This is a genomic window from Pseudomonas citrullilanati (assembly GCF_030580855.1).
Classification (GTDB): Bacteria; Pseudomonadota; Gammaproteobacteria; order Pseudomonadales; family Pseudomonadaceae; genus Aquipseudomonas; species Aquipseudomonas citrulli.
Genome location: NZ_JAUQOP010000001.1, coordinates 299145 through 318980, shown reverse-complemented (window position 1 = coordinate 318980; position 19836 = coordinate 299145). Strand labels below are relative to the sequence as shown.

At 64.1% G+C, this 19836-nt stretch carries 21 protein-coding genes; 12 read left to right on the top strand and 9 right to left on the bottom strand.

What is annotated here, in order from left to right:
• The first annotated feature begins 1 nt into the window (after position 1).
• From Q6A48_RS01410 to ppnP, 5 genes are all read left to right on the top strand, one after another.
• On the top strand, positions 2–1618 hold the full coding sequence (locus Q6A48_RS01410; RefSeq protein ID WP_304551366.1) for an acyl-CoA carboxylase subunit beta: 1617 nt from the start codon (positions 2–4) through the stop codon (positions 1616–1618).
• Positions 1619–1657: 39 nt separating this feature from the next.
• Positions 1658–2815 (top strand): citronellyl-CoA dehydrogenase, encoded by a 1158-nt coding sequence (gene atuD, locus Q6A48_RS01405; protein WP_304551364.1) that lies wholly within the window; start codon positions 1658–1660, stop codon positions 2813–2815.
• Positions 2816–2934: 119 nt separating this feature from the next.
• Entirely contained in the window at positions 2935–4905 is a 1971-nt protein-coding gene (locus tag Q6A48_RS01400) for an acetyl/propionyl/methylcrotonyl-CoA carboxylase subunit alpha (RefSeq protein ID WP_304551362.1), read from the top strand.
• A gap of 62 nt (positions 4906–4967) precedes the next feature.
• Positions 4968–5510, top strand: a complete 543-nt coding sequence (locus Q6A48_RS01395) for a 3'-5' exonuclease (protein ID WP_304551361.1) — start codon at positions 4968–4970, stop codon at positions 5508–5510.
• A 93-nt stretch (positions 5511–5603) separates the two neighbouring features.
• Positions 5604–5888, top strand: coding sequence for a pyrimidine/purine nucleoside phosphorylase (ppnP, locus tag Q6A48_RS01390; protein WP_304551359.1), 285 nt, complete (start codon positions 5604–5606; stop codon positions 5886–5888).
• Positions 5889–5977: 89 nt separating this feature from the next.
• Here the strand turns inward: ppnP and Q6A48_RS01385 are convergent, their stop codons facing one another.
• A complete protein-coding gene (locus tag Q6A48_RS01385) occupies positions 5978–6787 on the bottom strand; it encodes an MOSC domain-containing protein (protein ID WP_304551356.1) in 810 nt (269 codons plus the stop codon).
• Between the two features lie 71 nt (positions 6788–6858).
• The gene (locus Q6A48_RS01380; protein ID WP_304551355.1) at positions 6859–7782 is read right to left on the bottom strand and encodes a chemotaxis protein CheV; all 924 of its coding nucleotides are present in this window, start codon (positions 7780–7782) and stop codon (positions 6859–6861) included.
• A gap of 482 nt (positions 7783–8264) precedes the next feature.
• Between Q6A48_RS01380 and Q6A48_RS01375 the strand changes: the two genes are divergently transcribed.
• The 3 genes from Q6A48_RS01375 to Q6A48_RS01365 all read left to right on the top strand — a co-directional run bounded on the left by Q6A48_RS01375 (position 8265) and on the right by Q6A48_RS01365 (position 10481).
• Positions 8265–8735 carry a hypothetical protein gene (locus Q6A48_RS01375; RefSeq protein WP_304551352.1) on the top strand — a complete coding sequence of 157 codons (471 nt, stop codon included), beginning with the start codon at positions 8265–8267 and terminating at the stop codon, positions 8733–8735.
• 196 nt (positions 8736–8931) lie between these two features.
• Positions 8932–9825 (top strand): sensor histidine kinase, encoded by an 894-nt coding sequence (locus Q6A48_RS01370; protein WP_304551414.1) that lies wholly within the window; start codon positions 8932–8934, stop codon positions 9823–9825.
• On the top strand, positions 9822–10481 hold the full coding sequence (locus tag Q6A48_RS01365) for a response regulator (RefSeq protein WP_304551351.1): 660 nt from the start codon (positions 9822–9824) through the stop codon (positions 10479–10481). Before Q6A48_RS01370 ends, Q6A48_RS01365 begins: the two co-directional genes overlap by 4 nt.
• On the opposite strand, the gene yegS is transcribed toward Q6A48_RS01365, so the two are convergent.
• Positions 10465–11382 carry a lipid kinase YegS gene (gene yegS, locus Q6A48_RS01360; RefSeq protein WP_304551350.1) on the bottom strand — a complete coding sequence of 306 codons (918 nt, stop codon included), beginning with the start codon at positions 11380–11382 and terminating at the stop codon, positions 10465–10467. The genes Q6A48_RS01365 and yegS overlap by 17 nt on opposite strands.
• A gap of 348 nt (positions 11383–11730) precedes the next feature.
• Here yegS and Q6A48_RS01355 point away from each other — a divergent pair, with 348 nt between their 5' ends.
• Complete coding sequence (locus Q6A48_RS01355) at positions 11731–12039, top strand: hypothetical protein (protein ID WP_304551347.1); 309 nt, start codon at positions 11731–11733, stop codon at positions 12037–12039.
• Positions 12040–12096: 57 nt separating this feature from the next.
• On the opposite strand, the gene Q6A48_RS01350 is transcribed toward Q6A48_RS01355, so the two are convergent.
• Together Q6A48_RS01350 and moaB are read right to left on the bottom strand one after the other, a co-directional pair.
• Positions 12097–13323 carry a molybdopterin molybdotransferase MoeA gene (locus Q6A48_RS01350; RefSeq protein ID WP_304551345.1) on the bottom strand — a complete coding sequence of 409 codons (1227 nt, stop codon included), beginning with the start codon at positions 13321–13323 and terminating at the stop codon, positions 12097–12099.
• Positions 13307–13846: a molybdenum cofactor biosynthesis protein B gene (gene moaB, locus Q6A48_RS01345; protein WP_304551344.1), complete on the bottom strand. Its 540-nt coding sequence runs from the start codon at positions 13844–13846 to the stop codon at positions 13307–13309. The genes Q6A48_RS01350 and moaB overlap by 17 nt, the downstream gene beginning before the upstream one ends.
• A gap of 78 nt (positions 13847–13924) precedes the next feature.
• Here moaB and mobA point away from each other — a divergent pair, with 78 nt between their 5' ends.
• Together mobA and Q6A48_RS01335 are read left to right on the top strand one after the other, a co-directional pair.
• Complete coding sequence (gene mobA / locus Q6A48_RS01340) at positions 13925–14524, top strand: molybdenum cofactor guanylyltransferase MobA (protein WP_304551342.1); 600 nt, start codon at positions 13925–13927, stop codon at positions 14522–14524.
• A 75-nt stretch (positions 14525–14599) separates the two neighbouring features.
• Positions 14600–14821, top strand: a complete 222-nt coding sequence (locus tag Q6A48_RS01335; RefSeq protein ID WP_025212647.1) for a YgdI/YgdR family lipoprotein — start codon at positions 14600–14602, stop codon at positions 14819–14821.
• A 263-nt stretch (positions 14822–15084) separates the two neighbouring features.
• Here Q6A48_RS01335 and Q6A48_RS01330 read toward each other — a convergent pair whose 3' ends face one another.
• The 3 genes from Q6A48_RS01330 to Q6A48_RS01320 form a co-directional block, all read right to left on the bottom strand.
• Entirely contained in the window at positions 15085–16005 is a 921-nt protein-coding gene (locus Q6A48_RS01330) for a pseudouridine synthase (protein ID WP_304551341.1), read from the bottom strand.
• Between the two features lie 39 nt (positions 16006–16044).
• Entirely contained in the window at positions 16045–16365 is a 321-nt protein-coding gene (locus tag Q6A48_RS01325) for a transcriptional regulator (protein WP_304551340.1), read from the bottom strand.
• Between the two features lie 74 nt (positions 16366–16439).
• Positions 16440–16679, bottom strand: a complete 240-nt coding sequence (locus tag Q6A48_RS01320) for a glutaredoxin family protein (protein ID WP_304551339.1) — start codon at positions 16677–16679, stop codon at positions 16440–16442.
• A gap of 189 nt (positions 16680–16868) precedes the next feature.
• On the opposite strand from Q6A48_RS01320, the gene Q6A48_RS01315 reads away from it, so the two are divergent.
• Complete coding sequence (locus Q6A48_RS01315; protein ID WP_304551337.1) at positions 16869–18581, top strand: cation:proton antiporter; 1713 nt, start codon at positions 16869–16871, stop codon at positions 18579–18581.
• A gap of 2 nt (positions 18582–18583) precedes the next feature.
• Here Q6A48_RS01315 and Q6A48_RS01310 read toward each other — a convergent pair whose 3' ends face one another.
• Positions 18584–19792, bottom strand: a complete 1209-nt coding sequence (locus Q6A48_RS01310) for an ammonium transporter (RefSeq protein WP_304551336.1) — start codon at positions 19790–19792, stop codon at positions 18584–18586.
• Positions 19793–19836: the final 44 nt, after the last annotated feature.

Genomic DNA, 19836 nt, shown 5'->3' with positions numbered 1-19836 from the left:
CATGCCGGTCATCGAAACGCGGCTTGACCCTCACGGCACCGACTTCGCTCGCCATCATGCGGCGATGCTGGCGAGCGTCGAGCAACTGCGGGCGATCGAACAGGCGGTGCTGGAAAAAGCCGCCCAGGCCCAGGCCACCTTCGACAAGCGCGGCCAGCTGTTGCCGCGCCAGCGCCTGAACCTGCTGCTGGACCCCGGCGCGCCGTTCCTCGAACTGGCGAGCCTGGCGGGCTACAAGCTGCATGACGACAAGGATGGCAGCCAGGCCGGCGGCGGCCTGATCGCCGGGATCGGCCACGTGTCCGGCGTGCGCGTGCTGGTGGTGGTCAACAACAGCGCGATCAAGGGCGGGACCATTTCCCCCAGCGGCTTGCAGAAGACCCTGCGCCTGCAACAGATCGCCATGGAAAACAAACTGCCGGTCATCACCCTGGCCGAAAGCGGCGGCGCCAACCTCAACTACGCCGCGCAGATTTTCGTCGAGGGCGCCCGCTGCTTTGCCAACCAGGCGCGGATGTCGGCCATGGGCCTGCCGCAGATCACCGTGGTGCACGGTTCGGCCACCGCCGGCGGCGCTTATCAACCGGGGCTGTCGGACTACGTGGTGGTGGTGCGCGACAAGGCGCGGTTGTTCCTGGCCGGGCCGCCGCTGCTCAAGGCCGCCACTGGCGAAATCGCCACCGAGGAGGAACTGGGCGGTGCGCAGATGCATGCGCAGGTGGCCGGCACCGCCGAGTACCTGGCGCAGGACGATGCCGACGGCATCCGCGTGGCCCGGGAGATCATCGGCCTGCTGCCCTGGAACGCCCAACTCGCGCCCGCGCCCGAACGGACCTGGAGCGATCCGTTGTACCGCGCCGACGAACTGTTGGGGCTGGTGCCCGACGATCCGAAGAAGCCCTATGACGTGGCGGAAATCATCGCCCGCATCGCCGACGGCTCGACGTTCCTGGCGTTCAAGCAGGCGTTCGACCCGCAAACGGTGTGCGGTCATCTGCACATCCGTGGCCATGCCTGCGGCGTGATCGGCAACAACGGGCCGATCACCGCCAAGGGCGCCAGCAAGGCCGCGCAGTTCATCCAGCTGTGCGACCAGAGCCGCACGCCGCTGCTGTTCCTGCACAACACCACGGGGTTCATGGTCGGTACCGAGTCGGAGCGACAAGGCGTGATCAAGCATGGCGCCAAGATGATCCAGGCCGTGGCCAATGCCCGGGTGCCCAAGCTGACCGTCGTGGTGGGCGGCTCCTACGGCGCCGGCAACTACGCCATGTGCGGTCGTGGGCTGGACCCGCGGTTCATCTTCGCCTGGCCCAACAGCCGCACGGCCGTGATGGGCGGCGCCCAGGCCGGCAAGGTCCTGCGCATCGTCACCGAAGCCACGCAGATCAAGCAAGGCGTAAGCCCCGACCCGACGATGCTGGACCTGCTCGAACAGACCACCGCGCAGAAACTCGACAGCCAGTCCAGCGCCCTCTATGGCAGCGCCCACCTGTGGGACGACGGGCTCATCGACCCGCGCGACACCCGCACGCTACTGGGCTACCTGCTGGATACCTGCCACGAGGCCGAGCGGCGGTCGCTGCAGGCCAACAGTTTCGGCGTGGCCCGTTTCTGACCCCGGTGATGGACTTGCGAACACGGAGAACAATAACAAATGATCTTCAGCCAGGAACACGAAGCACTGCGGCGTAGCGTTTGCCAGTTCGTCGAACGCGACATCAACCCCTACGTCGACGAATGGGAGAAAGCCGGGCGGTTTCCCATCCACGAGATCTTCCGCAAGGCCGGCGAGCTGGGCCTGCTGGGGATTTCCAAGCCCGAGCAGTTCGGCGGCATGGGCCTGGACTACAGCTATTCGATCGTCGCCGCCGAAGCGTTCGGCACGATTCATTGCGGCGGGGTGCCGATGTCCATCGGCGTGCAGACCGACATGTGCACCCCGGCCCTGGCGCGCTTTGGCTCCGATGCGTTGCGCGAGGAGTTCCTGCGCCCGGCCATCCGTGGCGAACAGGTGGGTTGCATCGGCGTTTCCGAGGTCGGCGCCGGCTCCGACGTCGCCAGGCTCAAGACCACCGCCCGCAAGGATGGCGACGACTATGTCATCAACGGCAGCAAGATGTGGATCACCAACGCCCCGAGCGCCGACTTCATCTGCCTGCTGGCCAACACCTCCGACGACAAGCCCCACCGCAACAAGTCGCTGATCATGGTGCCCATGCACAGCCCCGGTATCCGCCTCGGCGCGCCGCTGGACAAACTCGGCATGCGCAGCTCGGAAACCGCCCAGGTGTTTTTCGATGACGTGCGCGTACCGCAACGCAATCGAATCGGCCAGGAAGGCGCCGGCTTCATGATGCAGATGCTGCAGTTCCAGGAAGAACGGCTGTTCGGCGCGGCGAACATGCTCAAGGGCCTGGAGCGCTGCATCGACAGCACTGTCGAGTATTGCCGCGAGCGCAAGACCTTCGGCACCGCCCTGATCGACAACCAGGTGATCCACTTCCGCCTGGCGGAACTGGTCAGCGAAATCGAATGCCTGCGGGCGCTGGTCTACCAGGCCACCGAGCAGTACATCAACGGCCAGGACGTGACCCGCCTGGCGTCCATGGCCAAGCTCAAGGCCGGCCGCCTGGCCCGGGAAGTCACCGACAGCTGCCTGCAATACTGGGGCGGCATGGGCTTCATGTGGGACAACCCGGTCGCCCGGGCGTACCGCGACGTACGGCTGGTGTCCATCGGTGCCGGGGCCGACGAGATCATGCTGGGCATCATTTGCAAGCTCATGGGCACGATGCCGGGGAAGCCGGCGTGAGCCGTTTGCCTGATAAGCCGCCGTCGCGCCCACATGGGGCCGTGTCAGTCCTCCAGGGTGGGAGCGAGCCCGCTCGCGAAGAGGCCGCCCCGGACACCGCAGCCCCCAGGACCTGACCCATGCCTGCCTTCCACAAGCTCCTCATCGCCAACCGCGGCGAAATCGCCTGTCGCATCCAACGCACCGCCCAGGCCCTGGGTTATCGCACGGTCGCGGTGTTCAGCGAGGCCGACGCCGATGCGCTGCATGTACGCCTGGCGGATGAAGCGGTGCTGATCGGTCCGGCCTCGGTCCAACAGTCCTACCTCGCTCCAGCGGCCATCCTGGAGGCCGCCCGGCGCACCGGGGCCGACGCGATCCACCCCGGCTACGGCTTCCTCGCCGAGCACGCCGGGTTCGCCCGGGCCTGCGCGGCGGCCGGTATCGTGTTCATCGGCCCCAGCCCCGAGGCGATCGAGCTGATGGGCAGCAAGCGTCGTTCGAAAATCGCCATGCTCGCCGCCGGCGTACCCTGCATCGCCGGCTACGAAGGCGACGCCCAGGACGATGACAGCCTGCACCGGGAAGCTGCGCGCATCGGCTACCCGCTCATGATCAAGGCCAGCGCCGGTGGCGGTGGCCGCGGTATGCGCCTGGTACGGCGAGCCGAGGACCTGGCGGAACAATTGCGCACCGCCCGCTCCGAGGCACTGCACGGTTTTGGCGACGACGAGCTGATTCTCGAACAGGCCCTGCCCGACCCGCGCCACGTGGAAGTACAGATTTTCGGCGACCATCACGGGCATCTGATCCACCTCGGCGAGCGGGACTGTTCGATCCAGCGGCGCCACCAGAAGATCATCGAGGAGGCGCCCTGCCCGGTCATGACCGCCGAACGGCGCCAGGCCATGGGCGAGGCGGCGCTCAAGGCCGGCCGCGCGGTGGACTACGTCGGTGCCGGGACCGTGGAATTCCTGTTGGCTGCGGATGGCCGGTTCTACTTTCTGGAGATGAACACGCGCTTGCAGGTCGAACACCCAGTCACCGAACTGGTCACCGGCCAGGACCTGGTGGCTTGGCAATTGGACGTCGCCGCAGGCCGACCCCTGCCGCTGCGCCAGGACCAGGTGCACCTGGACGGGCACGCCATGGAAGTACGCCTGTACGCCGAAGACCCGGCGGCGGATTTCCTGCCGCAGGCCGGTCGATTGATCGGCTGGGAGCCGCCCGCCCGCGAAGGCGTGCGCATCGACCACGGCCTGCGGGAAGGCCAGGCCATCACGCCGTTCTACGACCCCATGCTGGGCAAACTGATCGCCCACGGCGCCACCCGCGAGCAAGCCCGGCGCCGATTGCTCCGGGCGGTGGAGGATTGTGTATTGCTGGGCGTGCAGAGCAACCAGCGGCTGCTCGCGGGATTGTTGGCGCACCCACGGTTCATCGACGGCGACTTCGGCACCGGGTTCATCGAGCAGCATCTGTCCGAGCATGCCGCCCTCCAGGCCCAGGTGCCCACGACCGAACAACTCGCCATCGCCACGGCGCTGTTCTATCAACGCGACCGCGCTCGGCACGCCACCGACCTGGGTGGCTGGCGCAATAATGCCAGCACGCCGCTGCGCTACCGCATCGGCCAGGACGAACGCGACTGGACGCTGGACCTGCTGGCCGAACCCGACGGGACGCTGAAGGTCCACCACGCCGGACGCTCGATCGAATTGAAATGGCTCGACGTCGACCCGTCCGGCGCCGCGCTGATGCTGGACGGCGTCCGTCAACAACATCGCTGGCGCCTCAAGGGCAGCGACCTGTGGCTGTTCACCCGCCCCGGCGGCCTGCATTTGCAAGACCGCACCCGCGCCGCCGTCGCCCCCGCCGCCAGCACTGGCGACGGCCTGCTCCAGGCGCCCATGGACGGCGCGATTGTCGAGGTGCTGGTCAGCGAAGGCACGGTGGTCCGCCAGGGCCAACTGTTGATGGTGCTGGAGGCGATGAAAATGGAGCACCCCCTCAAGGCCGGCCTCGATGGCGTGGTCAGGCAGGTGCAGGTCAAGCGCGGCGAACAGGTCAGGCACCAGCAGGTTTTGTTGCGAGTCGAAGCGGGACACTAGGCGGATTCGCCGGGTTTGACTACGCTCAAAGCCATCAGCACGCCGATACCGGGAACCCTGCGATGCCTCAATGGCTGGTGATTGATCTGGAGGCCACCACCGATGAAGGTGGCTGGCCGGTAACCGAAATGGAAATTATCGAAATCGGCGCCACGCTGGTGAATCGTGACGGGCGCGAGGTGGACCATTTCCAGCGCTTCGTGCGCCCCGCGAGACGGCCATTGCTCACGGCCTTCTGCCGCGAACTGACCCACATCACCCAGGCCAACATCGACAGCGCCGCGCCGCTGAACGAGGTCTGGCCGGCATTCGAACGCTGGCTGGCGCCCTATCATTCGAACCTGGAAGGCTGGGTCAGCTGGGGCGACTATGACCGCCAGCAATTGCTCCAGGAGTGGCAACTCCAGCACCTGCACAGCGTGCTTGGCCAGCTGCCGCACATGAACCTCAAGCAGCGCTTCGCCAAGGCCCGGCGACTGGAACGACCACTGGGCCTCAATGCCGCACTGCAGCTGGCTGGCCTGCAATTCTGCGGTCAACAGCACCGCGCGCTGGAAGATGCGCGCAACACGGCGCGTCTGCTGCCCCTGGTGCTGCCGGGTTGATACGCAGGCATGACCCCGCCGGGCAGATGACGAACGCCAACGCCTTGTGCATACTGGCCGGCCTTTTTCAGCCCCTTTTTCGAGGAATCGCCCATGTTCAAAGTCAACGAGTACTTCGACGGCACCGTCAAGTCGATCGCTTTTGGCACTGCCGAAGGCCCTGCGACCATCGGCGTCATGGCACCGGGCGAATACGAATTCGGCACGGCCCAGCGGGAAATCATGCACGTCGTTTCCGGCGCCCTGACCGTCAAGCTGCCGGACAGCAACGATTGGGAAACCTTCGAGGCGGGCAGCCAGTTCAACGTACCGGCCAACAGCAAGTTCCAGCTCAAAGTGGCCGTCGACACGGCTTACCTGTGTGAATACCGCGGCTGAGGCTGCTGCCCGGGCTTGCCACCAAGCACCGGTGTGAGAAATGAAAATGCCCGTGTCCAACGACACGGGCATTTTTTCAAGCGCAGGGTTTACTCCAACACTTCAACCGGCATGCCGACTTCCAGCCGGCCATTGCCGTCGTTGACCAGGTTCTGGCCGAACATCGCGCCGTCCGGTGTCGAGCGGTATTGCTGCAGGGTCGCGAAGGGTTCGCGATGCGGGTCGCGATCGCCGGTTTGCGGATCGACCGTGGTCATGATGCAACGCGAGCACGGCTTGACCAGCCGGAACTCCACCTCGCCAATACGGATGCGCTTCCAGCCATCCTCGGCAAACGCCTCGCCCCCCTCCACCACCAGATTGGGACGAAAACGCAGCATTTCCAACGGACGGCCAACCCGATTCGACAAGTCCTGCAACGAGGCCTGGCCAATCAGCAGCAGCGGGAAACCGTCGGCGAAGGCGACCTGGTCGTCATCCTTGCCATAACCGGAGGCAGTGGTGCGCGCCAGTTCCACCGGTACATGCACCAGGCGGGTGGGATGGCCGATGAACGCGCTGACCCAGGCCGCCGCTTCGTCGCCGGCGTCCGGGACCCTCAACGTATCGCGCCAGATGATCACCCCGCGCAGTTGCTCCTCCAGCGTGGAAGGCAACGCCACGTCGATGGCGCCGTGGCCCGGTGCGCTGAGCGTCAGCCCGCCCGCCTCATTCCACAGGGCCGAAAGCTGGCTCATCCTGGCCACGGCCCGCTGGGTCAGGAACCGTCCCGTGCCTGCGTCCACCAGCATCCAGCGTCGATCACCGTCCAACCCGAGCTTGTCCAGGCCAATCCCTTGCAGGGGCTGGCCCTTGCCGGACTTCAACGGATAACGGTAAAGCGCGCTCAGCCGCAACATGATCAACTTCCCCGGGGGCGAAAAAGTGCCACCTTATACGAGCCGACCGGGGAAGCAAACCACCATCGAACTCAGCCAAGCGAGAGGCGTTGGCGCACCACATCCACCAGTTTGTCCGGCTGGAATTTGGAGAGGAAGTTGTCGCAACCCACCTTCTTGACCATCGAGTCGTTGAAGCTGCCGGACAGCGAGGTGTGCAGCACCACGTAGAGCCCGCGCAGACGGGGATCGTTGCGGATTTCGGTGGTCAGGCGATAACCGTCCATTTCCGGCATTTCCGCGTCGGTGAAGATCATCAGCAACTTGTCGGTCATCACCTCGCCAGTGTCGGCCCAGGCCTTGAGCATGTTCAGGGCTTTCAAGCCATCGCTGGCGATGTGCATCTTGATCCCCAGCTGGCCCAAAGTGTCGCGCAACTGCGAAAGCGCCACATTGGAGTCGTCCACCAGCAGCACTTCGCGTCCGCGAGCGCGTTCCAACACCGGGTCTTCGAGCTTGTCCCGGGAGACCTTGGCGTTGTAGGGCACGATTTCGGCCAGGACCTTTTCCACGTCGATGATTTCCACCAACTGGTCGTCCACCTTGCTGATGGCCGTCAGGTAATGCTCGCGCCCCGCGCTGCCCGGCGGCGGCAGAATGGCTTCCCAGTTCATGTTGACGATGCGGTCGACGCCGCCCACCAGGAACGCCTGGACCGAGCGGTTGTATTCGGTGACGATGATGGTGCTGTTCGCCCCCGGCACCAGCGGCCGCATGCCGATGGCCTGGGACAGGTCGATCACCGGCAGCGTCTGGCCCCGCAGGTTGACCACGCCGCAGACGAACGGGTGGCGCTGCGGCATCAGCGTCAACTTCGGCAGTTGCAACACTTCCTGGACCTTGAAAACGTTAATGGCGAACAGTTGCCGCCCTGCCAGGCGAAACATGAGAATTTCCAGGCGATTCTCACCCACCAGTTGGGTTCGTTGATCTACTGTGTCGAGAATGCCGGCCATCGATGACTCCTGGGCTTTTGTTCGGATGAATCCAATACACGGGATATCGGCTGGGTCGGCCGGATCTTGACCCCTTGATAAAATACCAGTGCGGGGCATTGATGTCACATTAACATCATGCTTTACTGGCGCTACATTTTTATCTGCTATTTCCTTCGCTGCGCGACCTCGGTTTGCGCATTAGGTTCCCCTGCCTAAGGGATTCCCCTAGGCACAATCAGGTCCAACCTGATATTCCCGCTATCCAATAGCCATTAATGTGACGCCATTCTCATTGCTGAACGGAGTCAGGCTTCTGTGCGCGACCCCAGGACATCGGATTCCGTCCCCGTGACCGATCCCCGCCGTGCAATCGTTTGCGAGTTCGTTGCCGTTGAACGGCCCGGACTGTTCGCTGCGCGTGCGTCCGACGTCGACCTTGAGATCCAGCCGTTCGCTGTACGCGGTTTTCTTTCGCCTGACATGATGTTGTGGAGATAAGCATGCCGAACGATCGCAGGAACTGGAATGTGCGCCTGCCCGAACTCCTGATCGAGGCCGAGACCCTGTTGGCCAAGTCGGAAGAGTGCCTGAGCCATTTGCAATTGATCAGCAATGACAAGGATGCGATCGACTGCATGCTCAGTACCTTGCTGAAACTGGCAGGCAAGGCCAACGCCCTCGCCCTGGAAGCCCTTTCCGAATTCTCGCTGCACATCCACGGCTTGCTCAGCCATGCCCAGAACCACATGGAGCTGCATGACCAGGCCCTGGGCGCGCTGAAGGATTGCTTCACCCTCATGGCCTGGCAACTGGAGCTGGTCGATCACACCACCGGCACGCTGGGCCTGGATCGCAGCGAACAGACGTCGCTGATCGAAGCCTTTGCCTTCCAGGTCGGCCAGAGCCCCTGCGAGGCGCTGGCCGCCTCGCGCCCGCTGGCATTGGTGCACTACGCCCAGAAACACGCCTGATTTCGGTGCCGGCGGCTCGATGCCGAACGCGACCTGGGTTGCACGAAGTGGTAGTATCTCTCGCGTCAGTCGCTTCACGACCGCGCCGTCAGGGTCGCCAACCGAAGCGGCCCTCGACCTGTAACGTTTACCCAACCCGGCCTGTCAGATGCACTGACCGGCCAGCCCGCAGCGACCATCATTGGCTCCATCCGCTATGTACGCCAGCCTCAAGTCATTCATCACCTGGCCTCCCTCCCGAGAAAATGCCCGCCGCTTCACTTTGTTGTTGTGCATCTGCTCGGCCCTGGGCTGCCTGCTGACGTACCTGTTCGCCGACACGCTGCCGCTGGGCGTGGTGATCCTGAACCTGGCGGCCATGACCTGTGTCTGGGTCGCTCATCGACTGTCGCGCAAATCCATCAAGTTCCAGCCCCAGGAACTGGCCGACCGCTTGCTGGAAGTCCAGGAAAACGAACGCCGTCGACTCAGCCGCGAATTGCACGACGACATCGGCCAACTGCTGACCGCCGCGAAACTGCAAAGCGAATGGCTCAAGCAGCGGATGCCCGAAGAACTGCAAGGCCAGTGCGCCATCCTCTGCGACACCCTGGCCGAAACCCTCGACAAGGTCCGCGACGTGTCGGCGATCCTCAATCCCAGGCAATTGGCCAGCCTGGGACTTGAGGCCAGCCTGCGGGCGCATCTGCTCAAGACACTGGCCAACGCCCCGGTGAAATGGAGCCTCGATTGCCAACAGCGCATGACCGGCATTCCCGAGGAAATGTCGGTGGCCGTGTTCCGGATCACCCAGGAGGCGGTCACCAACATCCTGCGCCATTCCCGCGCGTCCAACCTGCTGGTGCGCCTGCAACGCCTGCCCGACGGCCTGACCCTGCTGATCAGCGACGATGGCCAGGGGTTCGCCCCGGCGCGCCATCCCGGGCGCGAAGGCCAACGGGGCATGGCCGGCATGTCGGAGCGGGTCGAGCAATTGGGCGGCACGCTCAAGGTCACCAGCGAGGCCGGCAAAGGCACTCACATCGAAGCACGCTTTCCCTGGGCGCCCCGCGCCCTGGAACGGGCCAGCAAGAATAAGGTTCTCCATTGATCTGTAATTTGCTTCTGGTCGATGACCATTCGCTGATCAGGGCCGGCGTCCGCGCCCTGGTCATGGATATCCCGGGCTACGCGGTCATCGGCGAGGCCAGCGACGGCAAGCAGTTGGTGGAGCTGGTGGAGCGGCTCGATCCGGACATCGTGCTGCTGGACATTTCCATGAAGGACACCGGCGGCCTGGAGGCCTTGCAGCAACTCAAGCGGGTGCGCCCCCACAGCAAGGTGCTGATCCTGTCCATGCACACGGATCCGACGCTGATCATGCAGGCGCTGGAATCCGGTGCCCACGGCTACCTGCTCAAGGACACCACCGTCAATGAGCTGAAACACGCCCTGGAGGCGCTGCGCAAGAACGAGCGCTACCTGAGCCCGGCCATCGCCCATACCGTGATCAACCAGGCACTGACCCGCGTCCAGAAGCGTCAGCCCGAACCCGCCCAGACCCATAACCTGACGGCACGCCAGCTGGAAATACTGCGGCTGATCGTGCGCGGCAAGTCCACACGGGAAATTGCCAACGGCCTGAGCCTGAGCATCAAGACCGTGGAAACCCACCGGGCGCAGATCATGAAGCGCCTGCAGATCCATGATGTGGCCGGCCTGGTGTTGTTCGCGGTGCGCGAGCAGATCATCAGCCTGGACGATTGAGCGCCATCGAACGGCCCAGCAGCGGTGAATCGGATGGCAGGTGCACCCGAAGCGCCTTCGGGCGCACCTCGAAACGCAACGTGTCGAGCTGCAACGGCTCGCCATCCAGGTTCATGTCCAGGCCTTGGGCGACCTTGATTTCCACCCATGGCAAGCGGGCGCGCACGAACATGTTGTCGATGCCCAGTCCGCCCGCCAGCAAATCCTTCAACGTGCCGACCACTTCCTGGGGCGCCGGCAGGATGCTGATGTCCAGCAGCCCGTCGTCGGCCAACGCCTGCGGGCACAGCACATGGCCTCCCCCCGCCTGCCGGCCGTTGCCGATGCCCAGCGCCAGCAGGTCCCCCGCCCAGTGGAAGTCGGGCCCCTGCAGCTCGCCATAGGCGGCACTCAACTCACTGAATCGCGACAGGCCGGTGAACAGGTAGGCCGCACCGCCGAGGACTTTCTTGAGGTCTTCGGAGGTGTTGGCGGTGACCTGGCTGCCGAAGCCGCCCGTGGCCATGTTCAGGAAAATCCGCCCACCGACGTCGCCCAGGTCCACGGCTTGCGCGGCCACATCCAGTAAATCCAGGGCCTGTTCCGGCTCCAGCGGGACGCCGGCCGCCCGGGCAAAATCATTGGCGGTGCCCAGCGGCAACAGCACCAGGCTGGCATCGCTGGGGTTGAGGGCCATCGCTTCGGCGATGTCGCGCAAGGTCCCATCGCCTCCGCCGGCAATCAGCTGCGTATAGCCCGCTTCCAGGGCCTCATCCACGCACCGTCGGGCGTCCCCGGCCTCCCAGGTCAGCCGCACCGCCAGGTCCCAGCCTTGCTCGCGCTTGAGCATCACGGCCGCGCGAACCTCTTCGTTGAGCGCTTGCTTGCCATGCAGAATCAACAGCGCCTTGCCCTTGCTCATCGTCGTCTCCGTCATTGGAAGGTTCAGGAAATGGGACCACTGGTTGCGCCGAAAAAGCCCGGCCCGTCTCAATTAAATGGAAAAAAACCAAGTGGCCGCCCGGGAGACACCTGCACAGCGGGTGGCCAGGCCGAGACTTCGGCATTCGAAGAGTTTTCTTACAAGACCTGGCGAATCCGCTCAATTGACCCTCCAGCGGTATTGAGACAACTTGGCAGTCGGTTCTACCAGACCGGTAGAACGCCCATCACCACACAAGGAAGTGCCAGACCATGAAGAGATGTGTCATGCCCCGCAGGGGCTGGATCAAGGGTTCTGAACGTAATGGCCAGGGGGATGAACCGTCCCATGCATAGCCGTGAATACAAGCTGTCGCCCCCACAGCTCGCGTCTCTTGGGAGCGGACGGGCCGACCCTCAAAACGATTGCAAGCATTGCAGTCATCCCGCTGGAGGAGTTGATTTGGAACCGCGCGTCGTTGAACTGGAAACCCACCTCAAGTACATCCGCAAGGACATGGACGAGATTCGCACCGACGTCAGGGTGATCCGCCACCGGCTGGCCTATTCGGCTGGCGCAGCGGCGGTGGTCCTCGGTCTGTTGGGCTGGGTGGCGAACAGTCGTTTCGACCAACTGGTCACGCTGCTCACGGGGTAATGACCGTGCGGGCGAAGGCCCGGGCATCCGTCCCCGGGCCTGGACATCTCCCCAGCGCTAGCCCAGGACTTCGCTCAGCGGGATGAAACCCACTTCGTCGCCCTCGACCAGCGTCCGGCTTTCCAATACCTCGACCAGCCCTTCGGCCCAGGCCGCGCTGCGCAGGACACCGGAGCTCTGGTTGCGGTAGATGATCGCACGACCATTCTCCATGCGGCCTCGCAGGTATTCCCGTCGGCTGCCAGCCTTCGGCCAGGCGAAACCGGCCGGCACCTTGAACTTGAGTGGCGCCACCGCTTGCACGCCCTGGCGCCGGAGCAGATAGGGCCTTGCCAACAACGCGAACGTCACCAGGGTCGAAGCCGGGTTCCCCGGCAGGCCGATCACCGGCACGCCACGGTAGTGACCGAACGTCAACGGCTTTCCGGGCTTGATGGCAAGCTTCCAGAGCGCCAGCTCTCCCTCCTCGCGCAAGGCGATGCCGAGGAAGTCCGCCTCCCCCACCGATACGCCACCGGTGGACAGGATCAGGTCGACATCAGACAGTTGCGCCAGGCGTTCGCGGGTTGCCGGCAACTCGTCGGGCAGGATTCCCGCGTCGACCACGTCACAACCCAGGCTACGCAACCAGCCACACAGCAGCACGCGGTTACTGTTGTAGATCTGCCCAGGCCCCAGCTCCTGGCCGGGCTCGACCAGTTCGTCGCCGGTCGACAGGACAGCGACGCGGACCCTGCGTACCACATCCAGCGATGCGCGCCCCAGGGAGGCCGCCAACCCCAGCTCGACCGGTCCCAGGCGCGTACCGGCAGCGAGGACCTGCTCGCCGACAGTGGCTTCCTGGCCTTGAGGGCGAATGTTCTGGCCAATGACCATGGGCTCGCCGAACCGAACTCGCTCGTCGGCTTCGACCACGGCATTTTCCTGCATCTCGACGCAATCGGCGCCAGCCGGCACAGGTGCACCGGTGAAGATTCGCGCACAGGTCCCGGCCGCCAGCGGCTCCGGGGCCTGGCCGGCGAAAACCCGCTGGCTGACCAGCAGCGGCTCGCCTTTCCAGTCAGCCAGGCGCAAGGCATAGCCGTCCATGGCGCTGTTGGGCCATGGCGGCAAGTCAAGGGTCGACACCAGGTCCTGCGCGAGCACCCGCCCTTGCGCAGCGGCCAGGGGCACTGTCTCGTGCTGGGTGATCGGTGTGGCTGCGGCCATGTCGAGCAGGCGCTGCAAGGCCACCTCGACCGCCATCAAGGCCCCGGCCTTGCCTGGTTTACCCACGGGATTCACACGGCGCCGCCTGTTTCAGGTGAGGCACGAAATTACACGGCCGGTGCCGTGCATCCAGTTGCTCGGCCAGGATCCCGTCCCACCCGGTGCGCACTGCGTTGGTAGAGCCCGGCAGGCAGCACACCAGCGTGCCATTGGCCAGGCCGGCCAACGCCCGCGACTGGACGGTGGAGGTGCCGATGTCCGCCACGGAGATCTGGCGGAACAATTCGCCGAAACCATCGACCTGCTTGTCCAGCAGGCATGTGACCGCTTCCGGGGTGCTGTCACGCCCGGTGAACCCGGTCCCCCCGGTGATCAACACCACTTGCACCACGTCCTCGGCGATCCAGGTCGCGACTTGCGCACGGATCTTGTACAAATCATCCTTGAGCAGGACCCGCGCCGCCAGGTTGTGGCCGGCGGCCTTGAGCCGATCGACGAAGACCTGCCCAGAGGTATCGGTCTCCAGGGTACGGGTATCACTGACGGTCAGCACCGCGATATTGAGCGGCACGAAAGGTACATCAGCCTTGGCTTTCATAGGCTCGTCCAGTTGTAGGGGAAACAGGCCGGTGTTATATCACAGCGCTTCATTTATTCGCCCGTGCGGAGACACAACATGACGAACACGCCCCTGCCCCCCTGCTCCATCCTGCTGCTGGCAGGTGGACGCGGCCAACGCATGGGCGGCCAGGACAAAGGCCTGCTGGAGTGGCAAGGCGAGCCCTTGATTGCCCACCTGCACCGCCAGACCCGCGCAATGAGTGATGACCTGATCATTTCGTGCAATCGCAACCCGGCCCGCTACGCGGAGTACGCCGACCAGTTGGTGCACGACGACGAGGGTGATTTCCCCGGCCCGCTGGCCGGTATCCGTGCCGGCCTCAAGGCGGCCAGGCATGAACATTTGCTGGTGCTGCCATGCGATGTGCCGCAAATCGACGCCAACCTGCTCGACAGCATGCGCCGCACCGCCAGCCAGCACCCCGGCAAGCCGCTGATGGTGCGTCATGGCGAGCATTGGGAACCACTGCTATGCGTCATTCCATTGGCACTGGCCGCCACCTTCGAGAAGGCCTGGCACGATGGCGAACGCAGCCCGGGCCGCATCATGCGCATGCTGCACGCCGCAGCCCTGCAATGCCCCGCCGACGATCCCCGACTGGCCAACCTGAATACGCCGGAACTATTGGCCCGGTGTAAAGGCGTGTCAGATTGACACTAGCCAGGAACTTGCGCGCGTTGTATACGTCTGAAGGTTAGTAACTTGAAGAATCCATTTCGGAGAAACACCATGACTCAACGGACCCTCGCCACTTTCATGCTTGCTCTGGGCCTCGCTACCCTCGCCGGGTGTGCCTCGCCCACAGTGATCACCTTGAATGACGGTCGCGAAATCCAGGCCGTCGATACGCCCAAGTACGACGAAGACAGCGGTTTCTATGAATTCGAGCAGTTGGATGGCAAGCAGACTCGTGTGAACAAGGACCAGGTCCGCACCGTCAAGGATTTGTAATCCTCGACGCTAGTGTGCTGCGGTTGGTTTTGAAGAACGACGCTTTCCTTTTTGAGGGAGCGTCGTTTTTTTGTGTCTTGTGCATCCATTGCTGCGGTAGCCGTGGCTCAGGATCCCACTCTTCCAATGGCTCACTTCCTGGAAGAGCACCCATTCCCTTGTGGGGGCGAGCAGGCTCGCGAAGACGGTGGATCAGCCGCACTGATTGACCTGACACCTCGCTTTCGCAAGCAGGCTCGCTCCCACAAAGCCCTGCCCCAGGTTCACCACTGCAAGGTGATGCCGCTCTCGAACACACGCTCCCGGCCGCTCAGCGGATCGGTAAAGCGCAGCCCCTGGGCCAGTAGCTTGAGTGGGTTGGCATAGTCATCCTCTGCATCCCGAAGCACGTCGGGGTAGAACGGGTCGTTGCAGATTCCCGCCCCAAGGGCATTCATGTGCACGCGCAGTTGGTGCTTCTTGCCCGTGACCGGATACAGGCCATAGCGCCACAGTTCGCCGTTTCGTTCCAGCACCTCGATGGCCGTTTCGGTATTCGGCTCACCCGGCCCTTCCTGCATGCGAAAGAACGGCTCGCCGTCGATCATCCGGCTCTTGTGCACGCGTGGAAAACCCAGCCCCGGCAGCGCGCGGGCGATGGCTTGGTAGCGCTTTTCGATCTGTCGGGTGGGGAACAGCGATTGATACGCCGAACGACTGTGGGGGTTGGCGGAAAACAGCACCAGCCCGGCGGTGTGTCGATCGATACGGTGCAACGGCACCAGGTGGGGATTGTCCAGGCGTCGAATCAGCCGCCGCAACAAGGTTTGCTCGACATACTCGCCCGCCGGCGTGACGGGCAGGAAATGCGGTTTGTCTGCCACCACCAGGTGGTCGTCGGCGTACAGGATCGACTCCACCACCGGGATCGGCTTCTCGTCGGGCACTTCGCGGAAGTAGTGGATGCGCAGGCCTTCACGGTACGGCAGGTCGACACGGATGGCCTTGCCCTCCCCATCCAGCACTCGCCCCCGCTCGATCCGGTCCAGCCATTGTTCGCGGCTGATGGCGCTGAAATGTTCGCACAGGCACTCCAGCACCGTCGGCCAGGAGCCTGGGGGCAGGTACAACGTGCTGGCCTGGTGCTGTGCAGCGGAAAATGATGAAACCATGGAAAACCCTTGGGCCTTTTTACAGGGCGGCATTATCCGCCACTCCTGCAAGCCCGCCCAGCGATGATTGCTTCAGGCCGGGACCGACGCCGGCCTCGCCGCCGCCTCGGTGAACTCCTTCAGCCAGCGCAACACCTCCACCGCCTCCCAGCGACCGGGGTCGTACAACGCGTACAGCAAGCCCTGGTAACCCACCACATCCAGTTGCTTGTGATAGCCGGCACGCTGGAACAACGCCTCGATCTCGGCGAAACAGGTGTTGAAATGCAATTTATTGAAGGGCGTCTTGCCTTCGGTAACCAACCCATCCAGGCGCAGCTCCAGGACGGCCTCGCGTACAACGTCCGCGGACATCCTGTTTACGCTGCTTTTCAGTTGTTCGACATTGACCAAGGGACGCACTCCAGATAGCTGTATGGGCATACAGTAACCGAAGAATGCGTTCTTCGCCAATGACCGCGCGTGATTCAACGCAGGAACGCGGCCACCCGGTCGGGATCATCGAAAGGCCAGTCCAGCTCCGCACCGGTATCGACCCGACGCAGGACCGGGATCCGTAGCCCATAGGCTTCGGTCAATGCCTCGCTCTCGGCGATGTCCACCAGCTCCACCAGCAATCCATGCTCGACGAACGGCATCAGCACGCCCTCCGCGACTTCACACAGGTGACAACCCAGGGTGCCGAGCAGCTGGCATTCAGGAGACATGGCAGGTAGACCCAAAAAAGATAGACGGTCATTCTAGGCCCGCCCCGGGAAGCCGTCGAGCCGCGGCCTCGCTTCAGGGTGTTTCGGCAAAACGCTGATGCAAATCACTGAAGGTCGAGGCCTTTGCGGCGAGGCTGGGTGCTTTTCCCCCGCTACGCTGTCAGTTGTCATCTTGAAACGGAGTGCCCCTTGTTCGCCAATCTGCTGATCATTCTTGCCTCGTCCCTGGTGGTCATCGCCCTGTTCCGGCGGCTGCGACTGCCGCCCGTGCTGGGCTATCTCTGCGTCGGGCTCGCCGTGGGGCCGACCGCGCTGGACTGGGTGAACGACAGCGAGGAGCTGCCCGACCTGGCCGAGCTCGGGGTGGTGTTCCTGCTGTTCTCGTTGGGCCTGGAGTTTTCCCTGTCGAAAATGCTCGAGCTGCGCCGGGTCGTGTTCGGCCTCGGCAGCCTGCAGGTCTTGGCGACGGGCGCGATCCTGGCAACCTTGCTGGTTTTTTCTGCTGCGCCGCTGGTGGCCGCGCTGTTGCTGGGTGCGGGGCTGGCCTTGTCCTCCACGGCCATCGTCAGCAAGGAGCTGAGCAGCCTGGGCGAAATCTTCAGCAGCCATGGCCAGAACGCCATCGGCGTATTGCTGTTCCAGGATGTCATCGCGGTGCTGCTGTTGACCTTGGTGCCGGTGTTCGCCGGCAGCAGCGAGCACCCGTGGTATTGGGCGCTGCCGCTGACCCTCGGCAAGACACTGGTGTTGTTCGGTGGCTTGCTGCTGGCCAGCCGCCTGTTGCTGCCACGCCTGTTCCATGAAGTGGCTGCCTCGCGGTCCGCGGAACTGTTCGTGCTGCTGGCCCTGGTGATCGTGCTGCTGACGGCATGGCTGACCCACCTGCTCGGCCTGTCCCCTGCCCTCGGGGCATTCCTGGCGGGCATGTTGCTGGGGGAAAGCCACTATCGGCACCAGATCGAAGCCGACATCCGCCCGTTCCGCGACATCCTGCTGGGGCTGTTCTTCGTCAGCATCGGCATGCTGATCGACCTGCAGTTGTTCGTCGACGACGGCTTGCTGATCCTTGGGCTGACGCTCGGCCTGATGCTCATCAAGGGCTGCGTGGTCGCCGCTTTGGTGAAGTGGCGCGGCAGCGACGGTGAAACCGCCTGGCGCAGTGGCCTGGCCCTGGCCCAGGGTGGCGAATTCTGCTTTGCCCTGATGGCACTGATGCAACAGAACCGCCTCATGCCCGCCGATATCAGCGGCCTGCTGCTGGCCGCGACATTCTGCTCCATGCTGCTGACGCCGCTGTTGCTACGTGCCGCCCCCCACATCGCCGCCCGCTTGCATCGCAAACCCAACCAGGAGGCACAGCTGGACCAGATCAGCGCGCTCAATGCCGGGCTGTCAGGGCATGTGGTCATTTGCGGCTATGGCCGCGTCGGCCAGTCCATCGGCCGATTCCTGCGCCGCGAAGGCCTGGCGTTCGTCGCCCTGGACGACGACCCGGTGATCATCCAGGAAGCCAGCGTCGGCGAACGCTGCGTGCATTATGGCGATTCGCGACGGGGCGACCTGCTAGCGGCGGTCGGGCTCAATCGCGCCAGGTTGCTGGTGATTGCCGTGGACAAGACCGACATCGCCATCACCGTGCTCAAGGAGGCGCGGCGGATCAACCCGCAGGTGCCGATCCTGGTGCGCACCCGCGACGACAGTCAACTGGCCGAGCTGCAAGCGGCCGGGGCCAGCGAAGTGGTCCCGGAACTGCTCGAGTCGAGCCTGATGCTGGCCTCCCACGCCCTGATCATGCTCGGCCTGCCCGAACAGCAGGTCCGGCATCATGTGGACCAGGTCCGGCACGACCGCTATCGCCTGCTGCACGGCTTCTATCCTGGCGACCAGGACAAGGCGCCCTAGGCTCAGTCCTGGCTGATGGCGCCAATCTTGTGGATCGACAGGTCGGCACCGTAATACTCTTCTTCCTGGGTCAGGCGCAGCCCCAGCAGCCCCTTGATGACACCGTACACCGCGAATCCGCCGGCCAGGGCAATGCCAACGCCCAGCGCCGTGCCGATCAACTGGCTGGCCAGGCTGACGCCGCCCAGGCCACCGAGGGCGCCCTGGCCAAAGATGCCGCAGGCGATGCCGCCCCAGACACCGCACAACCCGTGCAGCGGCCAGACCCCGAGCACATCGTCGATCTTCCACTTGCCCTGCGCCGCGGTGAAACACCAGACGAACAGCGCCCCGGCGATGGCCCCGGTGGCCAGCGCGCCCACCGGATGCATCAGGTCGGAACCGGCGCAGACCGCCACCAACCCGGCGAGCGGGCCGTTATGCAGGAAGCCCGGGTCATTGCGCCCCACGAGCAAGGCCGCCACGGTACCGCCGACCATCGCCATCAACGAGTTGACCGCCACCAAGCCGCTCACCCCGGGCAGGGTCTGGGCGCTCATCACGTTGAAGCCGAACCAGCCGACAATCAGGATCCACGAGCCCAAGGCCAGGAACGGAATGCTCGACGGTGCGAACGCCACCAGGCGACCGTCCCGGTAGCGGCCATTGCGCGGCCCGAGCAGGAGCACGGCGGCCAGCGCCAGCCAGCCACCCATGGCATGTACCACCACGGAACCGGCGAAGTCATGGAAACTGGCGCCGAAACGCGCTTGCAGCCAGGCTTGCAAGCCAAAGTTGCCGTTCCAGACCAGGCCTTCGAAGAACGGATAGACGAACGCCACGATCAGCACCGTGGCGCACAGTTGCGGAGCGAACCGGGCGCGTTCGGCGATACCGCCGGAAATGATCGCCGGGATGGCGGCGGCGAAGGTCAGCAGGAAAAAGAACTTCACCAGGCTATAGCCATGGTCGGCGCTGAGCACCGCTGCCGGTTGCAGGAAGGTCACACCGTAGGAGATCCAATAGCCGATGAAAAAATAGGCCAGGGTCGAGACGGCGAAGTCGCTGAGGATCTTCGACAGCGCATTGACCTGGTTCTTTTGCCGGACCGTCCCCACCTCCAGGAACGCAAAACCGGCGTGCATGGCCAGGACCATGACCGCCCCCAGCAGGATGAACAGTGTGTTGGAGCTATGGACCAGACTGTCCACGGCACTTTGCATATTTTCCATGGTGATGGCAGACCTGAAAAAAGTGAGAAAGGCACCAAACCGGT

Coding starts and splice junctions, on each gene's coding strand:
- Q6A48_RS01410 (WP_304551366.1), top strand. CDS start 2: ATGCCGGTCATCGAAACGCGGCTTGACCCTCACGGCACCGACTTCGCT.
- atuD (WP_304551364.1), top strand. CDS start 1,658: ATGATCTTCAGCCAGGAACACGAAGCACTGCGGCGTAGCGTTTGCCAG.
- Q6A48_RS01400 (WP_304551362.1), top strand. CDS start 2,935: ATGCCTGCCTTCCACAAGCTCCTCATCGCCAACCGCGGCGAAATCGCC.
- Q6A48_RS01395 (WP_304551361.1), top strand. CDS start 4,968: ATGCCTCAATGGCTGGTGATTGATCTGGAGGCCACCACCGATGAAGGT.
- ppnP (WP_304551359.1), top strand. CDS start 5,604: ATGTTCAAAGTCAACGAGTACTTCGACGGCACCGTCAAGTCGATCGCT.
- Q6A48_RS01385 (WP_304551356.1), bottom strand. CDS start 6,787: ATGTTGCGGCTGAGCGCGCTTTACCGTTATCCGTTGAAGTCCGGCAAG.
- Q6A48_RS01380 (WP_304551355.1), bottom strand. CDS start 7,782: ATGGCCGGCATTCTCGACACAGTAGATCAACGAACCCAACTGGTGGGT.
- Q6A48_RS01375 (WP_304551352.1), top strand. CDS start 8,265: ATGCCGAACGATCGCAGGAACTGGAATGTGCGCCTGCCCGAACTCCTG.
- Q6A48_RS01370 (WP_304551414.1), top strand. CDS start 8,932: ATGTACGCCAGCCTCAAGTCATTCATCACCTGGCCTCCCTCCCGAGAA.
- yegS (WP_304551350.1), bottom strand. CDS start 11,382: ATGAGCAAGGGCAAGGCGCTGTTGATTCTGCATGGCAAGCAAGCGCTC.
- Q6A48_RS01355 (WP_304551347.1), top strand. CDS start 11,731: ATGCATAGCCGTGAATACAAGCTGTCGCCCCCACAGCTCGCGTCTCTT.
- moaB (WP_304551344.1), bottom strand. CDS start 13,846: ATGAAAGCCAAGGCTGATGTACCTTTCGTGCCGCTCAATATCGCGGTG.
- mobA (WP_304551342.1), top strand. CDS start 13,925: ATGACGAACACGCCCCTGCCCCCCTGCTCCATCCTGCTGCTGGCAGGT.
- Q6A48_RS01335 (WP_025212647.1), top strand. CDS start 14,600: ATGACTCAACGGACCCTCGCCACTTTCATGCTTGCTCTGGGCCTCGCT.
- Q6A48_RS01330 (WP_304551341.1), bottom strand. CDS start 16,005: ATGCCGCCCTGTAAAAAGGCCCAAGGGTTTTCCATGGTTTCATCATTT.
- Q6A48_RS01320 (WP_304551339.1), bottom strand. CDS start 16,679: ATGTCTCCTGAATGCCAGCTGCTCGGCACCCTGGGTTGTCACCTGTGT.
- Q6A48_RS01310 (WP_304551336.1), bottom strand. CDS start 19,792: ATGGAAAATATGCAAAGTGCCGTGGACAGTCTGGTCCATAGCTCCAAC.